Origin of the sequence: Nocardia brasiliensis NBRC 14402, from assembly GCF_000308475.2 — a bacterium.
Lineage (GTDB): Bacteria > Actinomycetota > Actinomycetes > Mycobacteriales > Mycobacteriaceae > Nocardia > Nocardia brasiliensis.
On the sequence record NZ_BAFT02000068.1, the window covers coordinates 18,116 to 34,089 of the forward strand.

Below are 15,974 nucleotides of genomic sequence, written 5' to 3' on the forward strand. Positions count from 1 at the left end.
TCCGGAAAGAAACAGGAGTGGGACGAGGATGAAACTCCGTCGGGGATGGCCGAGCGGACTCGTGTGCATTGCGCTGGTCGCGGCCGCACTGGTGTGCCCGCGGGCGGCGGCCGCGCCGGCCGCCGAGCTGTCGTGCGCCGAACCCGCCGCGGGACAGACGGCGCAACGGGCTGATCCGGCGGCCGCGGGCGTCGATCCGGCCGCACTGGACGCCGCGCTGGATTTCGGGTCCGCCAAGGGGGCGTTCGCGATGCAGGTGTATCGGCACGGCTGCCTGATCGGCGACCGCACCGGCACCGGGAATCTGCCGATGCCGCTGGCCAGTTCGTCGAAAGGCGTCGCCTCGGTCGCTGTCGGCCGGGCGATCACGCTCGGCTACTTCGGCTTGGACGATCCGCTCGGCAAGTTCTTCCCGCACGCCGATGCCGCCCATGCCGCGCTCACCGTGCGTCAGGTGCTGAATCAGACGACGGGGCTGCGGTTCACCTGGGCCGCGGACATCGCGGGCATCGCCACCGACGAGGTGTCGCAGACCTTGCAGACCCCGTTCGAGTTCGCGCCCGGCACCACCTTCCAGTACGCGCAGGCGGTGCTCGTGCTGTTGCCGAAGATCGTGGAGATCACGACGGGCCTGGACTTCCAGGACTTCGTGCAGCGAGAAGTCATGCAGCCGTTGGGCATCGACCGCGATCAGTGGGTGTGGCTGCGCGATCGCAGCGGGAACACCGCCGTCAACGGCGGTCTCGCGATGCGCGCCGACGACCTGGCCCGCCTGGCGCTGCTGATGTTGCACGAGGGGCGCTGGGGCGCAACGCAACTCATCGATCCGGACTACATCCGGCAGGCCCGGCAGCCGACCGAGGCCAACGGCGGCTACGGTTTCCTGTTCTGGCTCAACGCCGGTGATTCGTACAAGACCGCGACGGTGCCCACCGCCAAGGTGTTCGAGCACCCGATGTTCCCGGGCGCGCCCCGTGACCTGTACGCCTTCGTCGGGGCGCTCGGCCAGTTCGCGGTGATGATTCCCAGCCGCGACATGGTGATCGTCCGGCTCGGCATCCCGGGCGGTATCGACACCGGCAATGTGCAGACTTCCCTTGCCGCCGAATCCAATCCAGATAACAAGGAGTTCCTGCGCCGGGTGGTCGCGTCCGTCGCCGATCAACCCGCCGAGCCGTTCGACGATCCCTACCGCTACGGCGACCATTTCGGCCCGATCATCAGCGATCTCGACGACCTGGCTTTCTGGGTCGATCCCGAACACCTGGCGCAGATCCTGCTCGGCGTCGGACCGTACGCGCCGTCGAACTGCAACGTCGCCTGGTGCAACGGAAAGATCCTGCCGCAGGACATCTTCGCGGCCGTGCTCGATTCCACCGGCCAGCTCGTCGCCGCGCTGCTCGGCCTCGGGCACGGGCCGCGCTGACCTAGCTGACCGGAGTGAGTTCCAGCCCGCCCTCGATGGTGGTATGGGTACGGCGGCGGTTCGGCGAACCGAGGGCGGCGGTGAGATCGGTGCCGTCGTGCTCGGCGAGCAGTTCGCCGCTGTCCCAGACCAAGAGCGTGGCGCTCACCGTGTTCTCGGCGGCGGCGTGCGCGAGATCGTAGTGGGCGCAGCCGGGCACGTGCGGGTAGGTGATCCACAGGTCATAGCCGGTCATGAACAGGTCGAGGTCGAATTGCACACTGAGGCCGAGCAATTCGCTGCGGCCGTTGTCGTCGACACCGGCGAAGGCCTCGTCCAGCGCGAGTAGGCGCGGCGCCTGCGGATCGGCCGAATCCAGCATCACGTGCGCCGCGGCGAACAGCGGTAGGTGCAGCGAGACCGACTGCTCACCGCCGGACAGCGCGCTGTGCCTGGCCACCGTCAGCTTGTCCTCGCTGCCGTCGGCGGAGATGAGGGTGAACGAGAACACCCGCCAGGTGCGGTAATCCAGCGTCGCCGCCAGGATCTCGGGGTACGAACGTTCCGGGTGCGCGGCACGCGCGGCGCGGATCTCCGACGCGAAATGCGCTCGGATCGTGGCCAATTCGTCCGCGCCGAGCACCGAGGCGTCCCGGTCGAGCAGTTTGCACATGGCGCGCGCGGGATCGGAGAGCGTATCGGCGAGCACCCAGTGCACGCCGATGGTGTTGCCCGAGGACATCCGTCGCTGCTTCATCTCCGCGCCCATCTTGGCGATGAGTTCGCGGGCGTCGCTGGTGCGTTCGTAGATCTGCTGGGCGAGCCCGGTGAGCAGCGCGTCCTCCAGGATGCGGCGCTCGGCGTCGGTGAGCAGCAGTTCCTGATCCTTGCGCGCGCTGTCGATGCGGGCGGCGAAATCGGCGAGGGCCGACATACCGTCGTCGTCCTGCACCTGCACCACGGTGAGCCCGTCGGCGGCATCCCATTGCAGGCGATAGTCCCGCCCCGAACCGGCCAGCGCGGCATCGAACTCCTGGAGCGCCGCGGTGACCGCGCTGCGGGTCGACTTGCGGGTCGCCTCGCTGGCGCGCACGGACGCCGTTGCGGTGCTGAGGTTCTCGAACAGTTCGGCGACCTCTTCGGGCAGCACCTGCGGCTCGGCCTCCGGTCCGGCCTGCGCGATCCGGTACAGCAGCTGCTCCGGGGTGGACCAGGCGGCGTCGCTGCTGGGCCAGCGGCCGTCCGCCGGTGCGCCGAGCAACCGCAGCAGGTCCGGCCGGGCATACGGGGCAAGGGCTTTCACGTCGGCGAGCACCTCGGTGAGGGCGGTGCCGAGCGATTCGTGCGCGGTCCGGTAGGCGGCCTCGGCGTCGCCGATCGCCTCGATCGCCTCGTTGGCGGCCTTGCGCGCGGCCTTCTGCTCGGCCTTGGTCGCCTCGATCTTCGCGCGGGCCTTCGCCAGTTCCTGATCGATATCGGCGGCGCCCGCCCCCAGCGCCTCGCGCAGGGTTTCCAGCTTGCGCAGCTGCTCCTGATAGCCGGACTTGGCCGCCTCGGCCTCCTCGGCGAAGGCTTCGGCGAGATCCTTGGCCTCGGCGTAGCGGTCGGCCCCCTCGCGTTCGCGTTCGCGTTCCCGCTCGTGCTCGGTGCGCAGCCGGAGTAGACCGGTGCCGGTGTTCTCGAAATGCCGGATGGCGGCGGCGAGCGCGTCGAGTTCGCGCGGGTCGCGTGGCGTCCGGTGTTTGACGGCGGCCGCGCGCAACTTCTTCTCCACCGCCGTGACCTCGGCGACCGCCTGGTCGAGGTCGCGTTCGGCCTGCGCGGCGGCCTCGGTGCGCGAGCGCATCATGCCCGCGGTCTCCGAGACCGCCCGCAGGGCCGTGGCGACCGCGGTGGCGCGCGGTAAAGCCTTACCCGCCGCGGAGATTCGCGCGAGTTCCGCCGTGGCGGCGGCCTCGTCGTTCGTGGCCGCCTGTTCGGCCGCGGCCGCGGCCTCGAGCGCGGCGGCGAGTTCGGTCAGCCGCAGCTCGCGCCTGCGCGCGCGGGCGGTGGCGCCGATGAATTCGGCATCGGTCTTGTGGTGCCTGCCGAGCTGCACGCCCTGCCGGAAGCCGCCCGCGGTGCTCACCGCGAGGCCGCCCGCCGGGTCGCCCTTGCCCTCGTGCAGCGCGATGGAGGCGAGCACGTCGGCGACGGCCTGGTGCGGCACCGTCAGCGCGTCCGAATCCTCCTCGACGACAAGGACATCGGCGAGCGTGCGGCCCTTCGGCCGGTCCGCGTCGGGCAGCGGGACGAGGAACTGATCCGAGTCGTACTGCGCGGGCGGCTCGGCGCACACCCAGCCGTCCAGGAGATCGGCGGCATGCAGCGCGGCCTCGATGCCCGCGGCGGCCGCGGGCGGCACATCGTCGGCGAACCGGACCAGCCGCCACAGCGGTGCGCCGGGGCGGTCCGCGGTGCTGCGCGCCCGCGCGGCGAAAGCCGGTGGCGCGTCATCGCTTTGCGCGGCCACGCGGTCGCGTTCGGCGGTCAGCTCGGCGATCTGCGCGGCCGCCGTCGCCGCCCGGCCCCGGGCCTCCTGGCGCCGGTTGCGGATCTCGTCCAGCAGCGGTTCGCCGCGTTCGGCGAGCACCTCCGCGACCGTCGCCTCCTCCGAACCGGCCTGCGCCAGTGCGGTGTCGAGGGCCTCGAACAAGCCGTCCTTGATGGGGGAGTACACGTCGCGGTGCTCGTCCCACCAACTGCGCAGCGCCGCTGCGGCTTCGGTGCGGGCGAGCACGACCGCAGCCTCGGCATGCGCGACCTCGGCAGCGGCCGCTTCGCTCAATTCGCGGGCGCGTTCGGCCAGGCGTTCGGCCCGGGTGCGTTCGGCGGCCGCCTTTTCCATCAGCCCGAGTGTCTGCCGGACCTGGCGCACGTCGGCGTCGCGCTCCTCGGCATGCGACCGGACCGCGGTGGTGAGCTGGTCGGCCCGTGCAGCCTCCGACAGCGGCGTCCAGGCGATGCCCGCTTCCTCTGCGGCGGAACGCAATTCGTCCTCACCGCGGGACAGCGCGGCGGCCGCGCTGTGCACCGCGGTGCGGGCCCGCTCGGCCTCCTGCGCCCGCTGGTCCAGGGTCTGGCGCGCTTTGAGCGCCTTGTCGCCGTGCACGCCCGCCGAGGTCTCCAGCCGGCGGACCGCGTCGGCCAGGTCGTCGAGCTGCTGCTTGCCCTCGTAGGCGCTGGAGCGTTGCAGGTTCTCCCGGTCGCCGAGGGCCTCCTCGTAGGCGCGGTCCGCGTCCTCGGCCCGGGTCTCGGCGGTGGCGCGTTCGGCCTCGCGACGTTCCCGCAGCGCGGTCGCGGCGAACAGCGCGGTGCTCGCGTGGGTCACCGCGTCGAGCCGGGTGCGCAGCTGGTCTACGTCGGTCTTGGCCTGCACCGCAAGGTATTTGCGGTAGACCTCGACGAAGGTCCGGGTAGCGCTGTCTGCGTGTACCAGGCCCTCCAGGGTGCGCCCGACCTCCTCCATATCGCTGAACGAGCGGGCCGCGTCCAGGATCAGTTGCTCGTCGAGCGGGCGCAGACCGTCGGTCAGCGCCTGCGAAAGCCCGCGCGGATCCAAGTTTTTGGCCAGCTGCGGGCGGCGCAGCGTGAGGATCAGATTGATCAGCTGGTCATAGCGCTGGGTGCCGAGCCCGAACATGCGGGCGTCGATGGCATTGCGGTACTCGACCGGGCGGTCGACGATGGCGTCGGTGCCGATCTGCTCGGCGAGTTGTTTGCGGGTGAGCGGCCGGTCGTCGGGACCGATCAGTGAGAAGTCCACGCCGACCCGGCCGTCGGCCACGAAGTACCAGCGGGTGACCTTGTCCGAGGAACGGGTGGCGCGCATGCCGATGCCGATGGTCACGGCCTCCGGGTCGTCCCAGTTGCCGCGCGCGAACTCCATCCAGACGTACGAGTACGCCGATTCCTGCTTGCGGTACAGCAGATTCGACTTCATCGTGCGTTCTTCACCGGCGAACGGGTTGAGCCGGCGCGCCTCGATCCGGCCGTCCAGCACGAACGGGAACAGCACCTCGAGCGCCTTGGTCTTACCGGACCCGTTGGGGCCGCGCAGCACCAATCTGCCGTCGGCGAAGCAGTATTCCTGGTCGCGGTAGTCCCACAGGTTGATGATCCCGGCGCGGGTCGGGATGAACCGCACTCCGCCGTGAATGAGCGACATCGCCTCAGTTCCCTTCCGTGCCAGTGCTGTCGGACCCGTAGGTGTCGGCCGCGGTGACGAACAGTTCCTCGGTGCGCTTGGTGCGGACGGTGACCACTGCGCCGCGATAGCGCGCCAGGGCGGGCAGGACCAGCAGCCCGTCCTCGATCGAACGGACCAGGCGCAGCCGTTCGAGCAGCGCGACCACCTCGGTGGTCAGCCCCGGCACGTCGGCCTGCCACTGGGCGGCGAAGGTGGCGCCGTAGCGATCGGCGAGCGCCTGCATGGTCTCGCGCACCCAGGCCGATTCGACCAGCGGATAGGTCGCCTCGAACGACTCGTCGCGCTCGCTCTCCGCCGCCGAATCATCCTGCGCCAGATGGTCTTCGAACACGCTGCGCAGTTCGGCGAGCGGCGCGAAGACGGTGGACTCCGGGATCGCGCCGTCCAGTTGTGCGGCGAGCGCCTCGCCCGCGTCGGGCGGCGCGGGCCGCCGGTCGAGCGGATTGTCGATATCGAGCACGCGGTCGGCGATCTCGCCCGCCAGCAGCAAGCCGACCTGGGCCAGCGTGCCGGTGCTCGGGAAGCGGATATCGGAGAGCCGGCCGGAGGTATCGATCAAGGCCACGCCCTCGGCCCGGCGTTCGGCCCGCAGTCCGGTGAACAGTTCGACATCGGCCACGATCCGGTCGTGTCCGAGCACCGGGCGTTCGGCGGGAGCGAGGTCCTCGAGATACACCACGGGGCGCTCGACGAGCGCGCGGCGCACCCGCCTGGCCAGGTCCGCAGCGGTGGGCGCGTGCGTCGCGCCCGCACCCTCCTCGGTGAGCAGCCCGCGCACGCTGTGCAGATGTTGCAGCGCGCGCGGCGGCCGGAACAGCGCGAACACCACGGGCCGGTCGATGTCGTAGAGCGCCTCGCCCGCCTCCGGATCGCTGGCCCAGCCGCCCGCGTCACCGTCGGCCAGGGTGAGCGCGCCGCGATGGGTCAGCCAGCCGACCGCGTCCACGAAGGCGTCCCGATCGGCGGCCCGGTCGGTGGACAGTTCCAATCCTTCGACCCGGCCCGCGTACGCGGCGACCTGATCGGCCAACTCCGACAACGTGGTCTGATCGCCTGCCCGGCCCAGCGCGGCCAGCGAGAGCGCGAGATAGGCGTAGCGCCTGCGATCGAACACCCGGTCGGCGGGCGTGCGCGCGGGCTTGCCCGCGTCGAGCCGATCGATGATCGGGAACACCCGGGCCGTGGTCTCGGTGACCTCGAGCCGGTAGCCGAACAGTTCGGCCAGGTCCTCGCGCAATTCCGTGGCCCAGCGCCGGATCAGCGGCAGCGCGATCCGGTCCGGATAGGTCCTGGTCACCAGATGATTGGCGAGGATGACCCGGGCGGCGCGCTGGTAGTTGTCCAGCGCGAGCGAGTCGATCTTGCGTCCGTGCATCATGAGCGCTCCAGTGTGTCACGCAGATTCCGGCCGGCCCGCGGCGTGCCGTCTCGGCGCGCGGCGGGGGTCGGCGCCGTGGTGTTCATCGAGCGTTCCGGTTCGCGCGGGTCCGCGTCGTCTCGCGCACCTCCAGCCTGCGGTTGTTCAGGTGCAGCAGTCCGTGCGCGGTGCGCACCACCGTGGAACCGGGATGCTCGGACACGGTCAGGGTCACGCCGCTGTCGGATCCCGTCGTCCCCGCGACCCGCCCGCTCACCGGCACCCACGCGGTGGACGCGGCATCCAGCAGGCGCAACAGTACTTCGGTCTCGCGCTCGTCGAGCACCCGGTTGTGCACGTCGGCACCGGCCAGGGATTTGGCCGCCTCGGCGCGGGCGCGCTGCGCGTCCAGCTGAGCCTCGCGCAGTCGTCGAATTCCCGCGTCGTTGCGATGGATTCGGGCGGGCGCGCCGGCCGAGGGCGGCCGTCCGGTCTCGGCCAGGGTGCGCGAGATCTCCAGCGGTGGCGCCTCCCACCAGGAACGCAGCGCCGGGATGACGTCCGCGTCCGGATGTTCCATCGCGAGATGCCGTGGCCTGCCCAGTCCGAAAACCGCGTCGAACAGGGCGTGCGCGCTGTCCGCGCTCGGCGCGGCCGTGAACCAGCCCGCGAGGTGCCGCAGGGCGGACTCCCGGCTCACCCCGCCGCGCCGGGTCTCGGTGACCCGCCGCAGCAGCGAGAGCACCGCCGCGATCGCGCTCATGGTGGCCTCGCGCAACCGCTCGGCCTCGGTCGTGCCCACCGACTCGCCCGCACCGGAGGCGACGAACCAGGTCCGCAACCCGTCCCAGCGCGCCTGCCAATCCGCCTGTCGCTCGGCCGGACTCAGCAGTACCCGCTCGTCGCACCCGGCGGCACGCTCGATCAGGTCCTCGACGCCGGTCTCCTCGATCTCGGCGATCGCGGCGGCCAGGCGCGGCGTGAACCGGGCCAGGTCGAGGCTGAATTCGCGCATGTGCGCGAGCAGCGCGTCCTTGTGCGCGAGAAACGATTCCGGCGTGATCTCGGTGGTGCGCACCAGATCGCCGAGGGAGAGATAGAAGTGTGCGGCGCGCGCTGCCATATCGGTGAGCGCGGCGTCGAGGCGGCGCAGCGTGCGGTAGACCCGTTCGGCGTCGCCGTCCCGGTTCGCCGCGGCGAGGGTGTGCAGATCGGCGAGCAGTTCGGGCAGCACCAGACGCGACAGCGAGGCCTCGTCGAGCCGGGCGTTGAGCACGCCGGCCACGGCGCGATAGGCCTGGAATCCGGCCTGGGAGAACTGATAGACGAAGTGCCGGTTGCGATATTCGGCCAGCGTGGCGGCGCGGGTGCCGTCGTAGCTGCGCTCCAGCACGCCCCACTGATGCAATTGGTCGAGCAGCGGGCCGATCTCCGCGGCGGTCAGGCGCGGTGCGGCCGGACGGTCGCCCTGGACATCCGACCAGGCGGCAGCGCTCGCGGGACCTTCGTCGGCGGCGTTCTCGGCAGCGCGATTGTCCTCAGTTGGTTGCTGGCGCACGACGTCAGCGGGTTCCGGCGGGGTGGTCGCGGGATCGGCGGTGAGCGTCGCGGTGGTATCGGTCCCGACGGTTCCGCGCGCGGTGACGCCGGACGTGGTGGCCGCGGGTGCGGACGATGCGCCGAGCTGGCCCGGGGTGCGCGGCGCCTGACCGTTGCGCTCGATCCACTCCGCCACATCATCGGCGTGCAGCAACACCACGTACGCGGCGCGGGCGCTGTCGAATGCGCGCAGCACCCACAGATAATCGGTGCGGCGCTCTGCGGTGGCGAAAGAGAACAGCCGCAGCCGGTCGTCCCAGAGGACGGAGGTGGCGTTCGCGGCGCCGTCGGCGGAGTCGGTCACCGGGAACAGGGTAGTAGCGGGCCGGTCGCCCACGGCACGAACGGGGCCGGTTCGGCGTGGCCATGTCCGGTTTGCCGCATGTTCGCCGCTGAATTCGGCTGTGCCGGTGCGCTCCCGGTCACTCCGTCGAGAGCGATCGCAGCTGGTCCAGGTACACGCGGGTGCGCGGATCGCCCGGGTAGCGGGCGATGATCTCGCGTGCCGCCTCGCCCGCGATCCACATCAGCGAGGGCAGCGAACGGCGTTTACCCGCGAACGCGCGCAGCCCTTCGTCGACCGCGAGTTCCAGATCGCGATTGCGGACCGCGACCACCGCGAGGGTCAGGTGCGCCTCGGACACCCGCATGGGATTACGGACGGTGCCGTCGGCCCGGGTCGAGTTGCGGATGACCTCGTTGGCGTAGGTCTCGGCGAGCCGATCCTCCCCCGCGACGCGGCAGCAATCCATCGCGTAGAAGTCGAACTTCTGCGGATCGACGACGAAATGGTTGTCCAGGTTGATCGGATGATCTAGTCGCTGCAAAATTGCCCGGCCCTCGTCGAGCGCCGTCTCGACCTCGTGCCGATCACCAAGGCGGGCCCAGGCTTTCGCTCGTTGCGCGGCCAGCTGCACCCCGACGCCCAGGTTCCGGCTGGCCTCGAGCGCCTGGTCGACGGCGTCGATCGCGCCCCGGTAGTTACCCTGGGTCAGTGCGAACCAGGCGGCCATTTCCGCACTCCAGCCGGTGATTTCGGCGTTCTCCGCCTCTTGTCCGAGCGAGTACGCGGCGCGGCGGGTGGCCTCGGCGGCGGTCCGGCGGCCCAGGTCGTAGTCGACGCACCCGACGAGCAGCGCGACCCATCCGGCGAGCACCAGGATGTCGCGGTGCTGGGCGAGAGTCAGTCGGCCGTCCAGGAGTGCGGTGATCCGGCGCAACCAGCTCGTACCCTCGGCGTGCAGCTCGTGCGGATCGGCGTAGGAGTACTCGCAGCACAGGCGCTCGGCGGTGATCCGGATGGCGTCGAGGGTGGCGGGGGAGACGTCGGACATGCGGAGTCTGCCGATGAACTCGAGGGTGTCCATGCCGGTTGCCGAGAGCACCTCGTCGTCGCGATTCGGCCTGGCTTTGGGGAAGAACGCCGCCGTGACGGTGTCGAAGGCGGCGGCGATGATGGGGGCGTAGAAATCATCCGGTCGCGACTCGCCCGATTCCCAACGGCGCCAGTTACGCAGCAGTGTACTGTCGGTCGGCAAGTTGTGAGATGACTTGGCGCGCATCACGCGGACGGCATCGGCCTGTGACCACCCCCGCGCATCGCGTTCGGAGCGCATCCGGACTGCCCAGACGGGTCGATCGTCTCCAGCGGCCACGACAGTAGTATCGCACCAGTTAACGCTCGGTGGCCGAGATAGGGCATATAGGTGTCAGTGGGTTGACATCTGCATTCGCAGTTTGGCGTTGTGCATGCTGGACATGGGAGCGGAAAGTTTGCCGGACCCGTTTCGTCCGACACAGATGCAATTGCATCTGTCCTTGCACGGCAAAGTGCTACACAATGAGATGATCCACATGAGAACAGCGGTACCCAATCCAACGGAGGTTCGGGTGGAAGCGTTGATCTATGGATACGTGCGTGACGATCTGGCCGATGGCCACAGCGAAGAGCTCGAGGATGCGATGAACACCCTCGCCCGCGAGGAAGGGCTCTGCTTCGCCGCAACGTTCCATGAATCGACTTCCGGTGACGGCACGGCATTCGTCGAGCTGACCCAGGAACTCAAGCGAGCCGACGCGCACCACGTCGTGGTCCCGTCGCTCGATCATCTTGCCGGCCAGACGATCCCGCGCGACATACTGCTCGCGAAGCTGGCGCAAGAGGCCGCGGCCCAGGTCTGGACCATCGAGACCTGAAGAGCCCGACGGCATCGCTGATCGCCGCAGCGCCACCCGCGCTCGAGCCGGTCTCCACGCCGTCAGGCCTGCGCAACCACCCTCGTCGCGACCACACCGGCCGCCAGCGAGCCGAGCAGCGCCCACCAGGATGCTGCCCGACCAGTGGAACAACCTGCCGCACGGCAGATCCCGAACAACGAGCTGATCCTCGGCACCGCCGTCGACGGCGCGCGTACCCGGATCCCGTGCAGCCGGATCGGCAGCAGCCCGGCCGCCGCCGTCGTTCCCGATCGGGAACGCCGAAAGTGCCAGGCCCCCAAGTCAACCGGCCGCTGTCGGCCAGCGGGCCCGCCACTGCCCCGGTCGCCTCGCGACCGTGCAGCCGATGGCGGGCAACCACGTGATACAGCCGAACGCCTCGGGCAGCCGGCGGTGTCATCGTCCTGCGGCGAGGAATCTTGTTGAGCAGCAGTACATTCTGCGAGCTGCCGCGAAAGGCATTGGCTGACCGGGGGACCGCTGAGGGTCAGAGGCCGAAGCTGCCCGGGCCGCGGCGGCGCAGATATTTTTCGAACTCGGCGGCGATGGCATCGCCGTCGATCTTGGCCATGGCCTCGTTCACGTCGACGGCGGCGTCGCCGCGTTCCTCGAGCGAGCGGACGTATTCGCTCACCTCGTCGTCGCCCTCGGTCATCTCGTTGACCGCGGTCTCCCAGTCTTCGGCCTGCTTGGGCAGTTCGCCGAGCGGCACCTCGATATCGAGCACGTCCTCGACCCGGTGCAGCAGCGCGATGGTGGCCTTGGGGTTGGGCGGCTGGGACACGTAGTGCGGCACCGCGGCCCAGAACGACACCGCGGGCACGCCCGCTTTCACGCATTGATCCTGCAGCACGCCGGTGATGCCGGTCGGCCCCTCGTAGCGGGTCTGTTCCAGGTTGAACCGCTCCGCCGCCTCTTTGCTGTAGGCGGATCCGGTGACCGGAACGGGACGGGTGTGCGGGGTGTCGGCGAGCAGCGCACCGAGAATGACGACGGTCTGCACGCCGAGCTGTTCGATGAATTCCAGCAGATCCGCGCAGAAGCTGCGCCAGCGCATATTGGGTTCGATGCCGCGCAGCAGCACGATATCGCGGTCGCTGCCGGGCGGCGAGCACACCGAGAGCATGGTCGAGGGCCACTGGATTTCCCTGGTCACGCCGTCGACCTGGCGTACGGTCGGCCGGTTGACCTGATAGTCGTAGTAGTCCTCGGAGTCGAGTTCGGCTAGCGGCTCGGCGTCCCAGATCAGTTCCAGATGCTCTACGGCGCCGCTCGCGGCATCGCCCGCGTCGTTCCAGCCTTCGAAGGCGGCGACCAGCACCGGATCCCGCAACGTCGGCAGTTCCGGATCGGGAGTTTCACTGGGGTTCACTCGGTCAGCATAGTGGGCAGCGCGCGGCGAAGTCCGGCATCGAATCGCGGATGGGGACGGCGCGGCGTGGGAGTGTGGCAGGGCAGACAAAGATGCGGCAGGCTGTGGTGTCGCAGCCGACCATTACCCTTGATCACATGTCTGCGTCCATTCCCGCCGAGTTCGACACCACGCTACTCGACACGCTGCGCCGTCGTGTCGTGATCGGTGACGGTGCGATGGGCACGATGTTGCAGGCGGCCGACCTGACCCTGGACGACTTCCTGGGCCTCGAGGGCTGCAACGAGATCCTCAACGAAACTCGCCCCGACGTGCTGCGCCATATTCATCGCGCGTACTTCGAGGCGGGCGCGGACGCGGTCGAGACCAACACCTTCGGCTGCAACCTGCCGAACCTGGCGGACTACGACATCGCCGACCGGATCCGGGACCTGTCCGAGCGCGGCACCCGCCTGGCCCGCGAGGTGGCCGACGAGATGGGCCCGTCGTCGGACGGGACGCCGCGCTATGTGCTCGGCTCGATGGGTCCGGGTACCAAGCTGCCCACGCTGGGCCATGCTCCTTATACCGTGCTGCGCGACGCCTACACCGAGGCGGCGCTCGGCATGCTCGACGGTGGCGCGGACGCCATCCTGGTCGAGACCTGCCAGGACCTGTTGCAGGTCAAGGCGGCGATCACCGGCAGCCGGGCGGCGATGCGCCGGGCCGGGCGCCGGATCCCGATCATCACCCACGTCACCGTGGAGACCACCGGCACCATGCTGGTCGGCAGCGAGATCGGCGCGGCACTCACCGCGCTCGAACCGCTCGGCATCGACATGATCGGCCTGAACTGCGCGACCGGTCCCGCCGAGATGAGCGAGCACCTGCGCCACCTGTCCCGGCACGCGCAGGTGCCGGTGTCGGTGATGCCGAACGCGGGCCTGCCGGTGCTGGGCGCGAACGGCGCCGAGTACCCGCTGACGCCCGAGGAGCTGGCGGTCGCGCTCAGCGGTTTCGTCTCCGAGTTCGGGCTCGCCCTGGTCGGCGGCTGCTGCGGCACCACCCCCGAGCATATCCGGCAGGTCACCGCCGCGGTGCGCGAGATCGAGCCGAAGTTGCCGCCGATCGACCAGCGCCGCCACCCGGAGCACGAGCCGAGCGTCGCCAGCATGTACACGGCGGTGCCGTTCGAGCAGGACGCCTCGATCATGATGATCGGCGAGCGCACGAACGCCAACGGCTCCAAGGCGTTCCGGGAGGCGATGCTCGCCGAGGACTGGCAGAAGTGCCTCGACATCGCCAAGGACCAGACCCGCGACGGCGCGCACATGCTCGACCTGTGCGTCGACTACGTGGGCCGCGACGGCGCCAAGGATATGGAGGCGCTCGCGAGCCGGCTGGCCACCTCCTCGACCTTGCCGATCATGCTCGACTCCACCGAGACCCCGGTGCTGCAGGCCGGCCTGGAACATCTCGGCGGTCGCTGCGCGGTGAACTCGGTGAACTACGAGGACGGCGCGGGCCCCGAATCGCGCTTCCAGCAGACCATGGCCTTGGTCGCCGAGCACGGCGCGGCCGTGGTCGCGCTCACCATCGATGAGGAGGGCCAGGCCCGCACCGCCGCGAAGAAGGTGGAGATCGCCGAACGCCTGATCGCCGACATCACCGGCAACTGGGGACTGCTGGAAAGCGACATCATCATCGACACGCTCACCTTCACCCTGGGCACCGGCCAGGAGGAGTCGCGCAAGGACGGCGTCGAAACCATCGAGGCCATCCGGGAATTGAAGCGCAGGCACCCGGATGTGCAGACCACCCTTGGCCTTTCGAACATCTCCTTCGGCCTGAATCCCGCCGCGCGGCAGGTGCTGAACTCGGTGTTCATGCACGAATGCGTCGAGGCCGGACTGGATTCGGCGATCGTGCACGCCTCGAAGATCCTGCCGATGGCGCGCATTCCCGACGAGCAGCGCGAAACCGCGCTCGACCTCGTCTACGACCGGCGCACCGAGGACTACGACCCGCTGCAGAAGCTGATGGCGCTGTTCGAGGGCGTCTCGGCGTCCTCGTCCAAGGCCTCGCGCGCGGAGGAGCTGGCGGCGTTGCCGCTGTTCGAGCGGCTGGAGCGGCGCATCGTCGACGGCGAGAAGGCCGGGATGGACGCCGATCTGGACGAGGCGATGACGCAGGTGCCGCCGTTGCAGATCATCAACGAGACGCTGCTCGCGGGCATGAAGACCGTCGGTGAGCTGTTCGGGTCGGGCCAGATGCAGTTGCCGTTCGTGTTGCAGTCGGCCGAAGTGATGAAGACCGCGGTCGCCTATCTCGAGCCGCACATGGAGGCCACCGACGACAGCGGCAAGGGCCGGATCGTGCTCGCCACCGTCAAGGGCGACGTGCACGACATCGGCAAGAACCTGGTCGACATCATCCTGTCCAACAACGGCTACGAGGTGGTGAACCTCGGGATCAAGCAGCCGATCGCGACCATCCTCGACGCGGCCGTGGATAAGAAGGCCGACGTCATCGGCATGTCCGGGCTGCTGGTGAAGTCGACGGTGGTGATGAAGGAGAACCTGCAGGAGCTCAACTCCAAGGGTGTCGCCGAACAATTCCCGGTGCTGCTCGGCGGCGCGGCGCTGACCCGCGGTTACGTGGAGAACGACCTCACCGACGTGTACGAGGGCGATGTGCACTACGCCCGCGACGCGTTCGAGGGCCTGCGGCTGATGGACGACATCATGACCCGCAAGCGCGGCGGCGGTCCCGACCCGGACAGCCCGGAGGCGATCGCCGAACGCGAGAAGGCCGCCGAGCGCAAGGCTCGCCACGAACGGTCCAAGCGGATCGCCGAGCAGCGCAAGGCCGTCGAGGTGCCGATCGAGGTGCCCGAGCGCTCCGATGTCGCGGCCGACGTGCCGGTGCCGGTGCCGCCGTTCTGGGGTACGCGCGTGGTGAAAGGCTTGGCTCTGCAGGAATACTCGGGCCTGCTCGACGAGCGGGCGCTGTTCCTCGGGCAGTGGGGTTTGCGCGGCCAGCGCGGCGGCGACGGGCCCAGCTACGAGGAACTGGTGGAGACCGAGGGCAGGCCGCGGCTGCGCGCCTGGCTGGACCGGCTCAGCACCGAGGGCGTGCTGCAGCACGCCGCCGTGGTCTACGGCTACTTCCCCGCGGTGTCCGAGGGCGACGACGTGATCGTGCTCACCGAGCCCGAACCCGATGCGCCGCAACGGTATCGGTTCACCTTCCCGCGCCAGCAGCGAGACCGGTTCCTGTGCATCGCCGACTTCATCCGCTCGCGCGAGCGGGCGAAGGAGACCGGACAGGTCGACGTGCTGCCCTTCCAGCTCGTCACGATGGGGCAGCCGATCGCCGATTTCGCGAACGAACTCTTCGCGGGCGACAGCTACCGCGACTATCTCGAGGTGCACGGCATCGGCGTGCAGCTCACCGAGGCGCTGGCCGAGTACTGGCACCGCCGGGTCCGCGAGGAACTGACCCTGGAGGGGCACGCGGTGGCCGATTCCGATCCGACCGACGTGCTGGAGTACTTCAAGCTCGGCTACCGCGGCGCGCGCTACTCCTTCGGCTACGGCGCCTGCCCGGATCTGGAGGATCGCGCCAAGCTGGTGGACCTGCTCGAGGCCGCCCGCATCGGCGTCGTGCTGTCGGAGGAACTCCAGCTGCATCCCGAGCAGTCCACCGACGCGTTCGTGCTGCTGCACCCGGAGGCGAAGTACTTCAACGCCTGACCCGCGACCCGCGCGGCTTCAGCAGGTGAAGTCCGTCCGCA

General features: G+C 69.6%; 8 protein-coding genes. 3 read left to right on the top strand and 5 right to left on the bottom strand.

Translation table 11 applies throughout. The features are described from left to right. Window positions 1-28: 28 nt before the first annotated feature. Window positions 29-1,426 (top strand): serine hydrolase domain-containing protein, encoded by a 1,398-nt coding sequence (locus TY25_RS24805; protein WP_081869088.1) that lies wholly within the window; start codon window positions 29-31, stop codon window positions 1,424-1,426. A gap of 1 nt (window position 1,427) precedes the next feature. Here the strand turns inward: TY25_RS24805 and TY25_RS24810 are convergent, their stop codons facing one another. The 4 genes from TY25_RS24810 to TY25_RS24825 all read right to left on the bottom strand — a co-directional run bounded on the left by TY25_RS24810 (window position 1,428) and on the right by TY25_RS24825 (window position 10,148). Then, on the bottom strand, window positions 1,428-5,612 hold the full coding sequence (locus TY25_RS24810; RefSeq protein ID WP_042259762.1) for a TIGR02680 family protein: 4,185 nt from the start codon (window positions 5,610-5,612) through the stop codon (window positions 1,428-1,430). 4 nt (window positions 5,613-5,616) lie between these two features. Beyond that, the gene (locus TY25_RS24815; protein ID WP_042259962.1) at window positions 5,617-7,029 is read right to left on the bottom strand and encodes a TIGR02678 family protein; all 1,413 of its coding nucleotides are present in this window, start codon (window positions 7,027-7,029) and stop codon (window positions 5,617-5,619) included. An 85-nt stretch (window positions 7,030-7,114) separates the two neighbouring features. Next, the gene (locus TY25_RS24820) at window positions 7,115-8,857 is read right to left on the bottom strand and encodes a TIGR02677 family protein (RefSeq protein ID WP_342448146.1); all 1,743 of its coding nucleotides are present in this window, start codon (window positions 8,855-8,857) and stop codon (window positions 7,115-7,117) included. Between the two features lie 175 nt (window positions 8,858-9,032). Beyond that, the gene (locus tag TY25_RS24825; protein WP_342448139.1) at window positions 9,033-10,148 is read right to left on the bottom strand and encodes an NsdA family TPR-like regulatory protein; all 1,116 of its coding nucleotides are present in this window, start codon (window positions 10,146-10,148) and stop codon (window positions 9,033-9,035) included. A gap of 352 nt (window positions 10,149-10,500) precedes the next feature. On the opposite strand from TY25_RS24825, the gene TY25_RS24830 reads away from it, so the two are divergent. Then, complete coding sequence (locus TY25_RS24830; protein WP_029902050.1) at window positions 10,501-10,806, top strand: hypothetical protein; 306 nt, start codon at window positions 10,501-10,503, stop codon at window positions 10,804-10,806. Window positions 10,807-11,314: 508 nt separating this feature from the next. Here TY25_RS24830 and TY25_RS24835 read toward each other — a convergent pair. Beyond that, on the bottom strand, window positions 11,315-12,199 hold the full coding sequence (locus TY25_RS24835) for a PAC2 family protein (protein WP_029902048.1): 885 nt from the start codon (window positions 12,197-12,199) through the stop codon (window positions 11,315-11,317). 137 nt (window positions 12,200-12,336) lie between these two features. Between TY25_RS24835 and metH the strand changes: the two genes are divergently transcribed. Beyond that, the gene (metH, locus tag TY25_RS24840) at window positions 12,337-15,933 is read left to right on the top strand and encodes a methionine synthase (protein ID WP_088606749.1); all 3,597 of its coding nucleotides are present in this window, start codon (window positions 12,337-12,339) and stop codon (window positions 15,931-15,933) included. The last annotated feature ends 41 nt before the right edge of the window (window positions 15,934-15,974 follow it).

What these genes read in the sequence shown, in the direction of transcription:
- TY25_RS24805 (WP_081869088.1), top strand. Translation starts at nt 29, where the DNA reads ATGAAACTCCGTCGGGGATGGCCGAGCGGACTCGTGTGCATTGCGCTG.
- TY25_RS24810 (WP_042259762.1), bottom strand. Translation starts at nt 5,612, where the DNA reads ATGTCGCTCATTCACGGCGGAGTGCGGTTCATCCCGACCCGCGCCGGG.
- TY25_RS24815 (WP_042259962.1), bottom strand. Translation starts at nt 7,029, where the DNA reads ATGCACGGACGCAAGATCGACTCGCTCGCGCTGGACAACTACCAGCGC.
- metH (WP_088606749.1), top strand. Translation starts at nt 12,337, where the DNA reads ATGTCTGCGTCCATTCCCGCCGAGTTCGACACCACGCTACTCGACACG.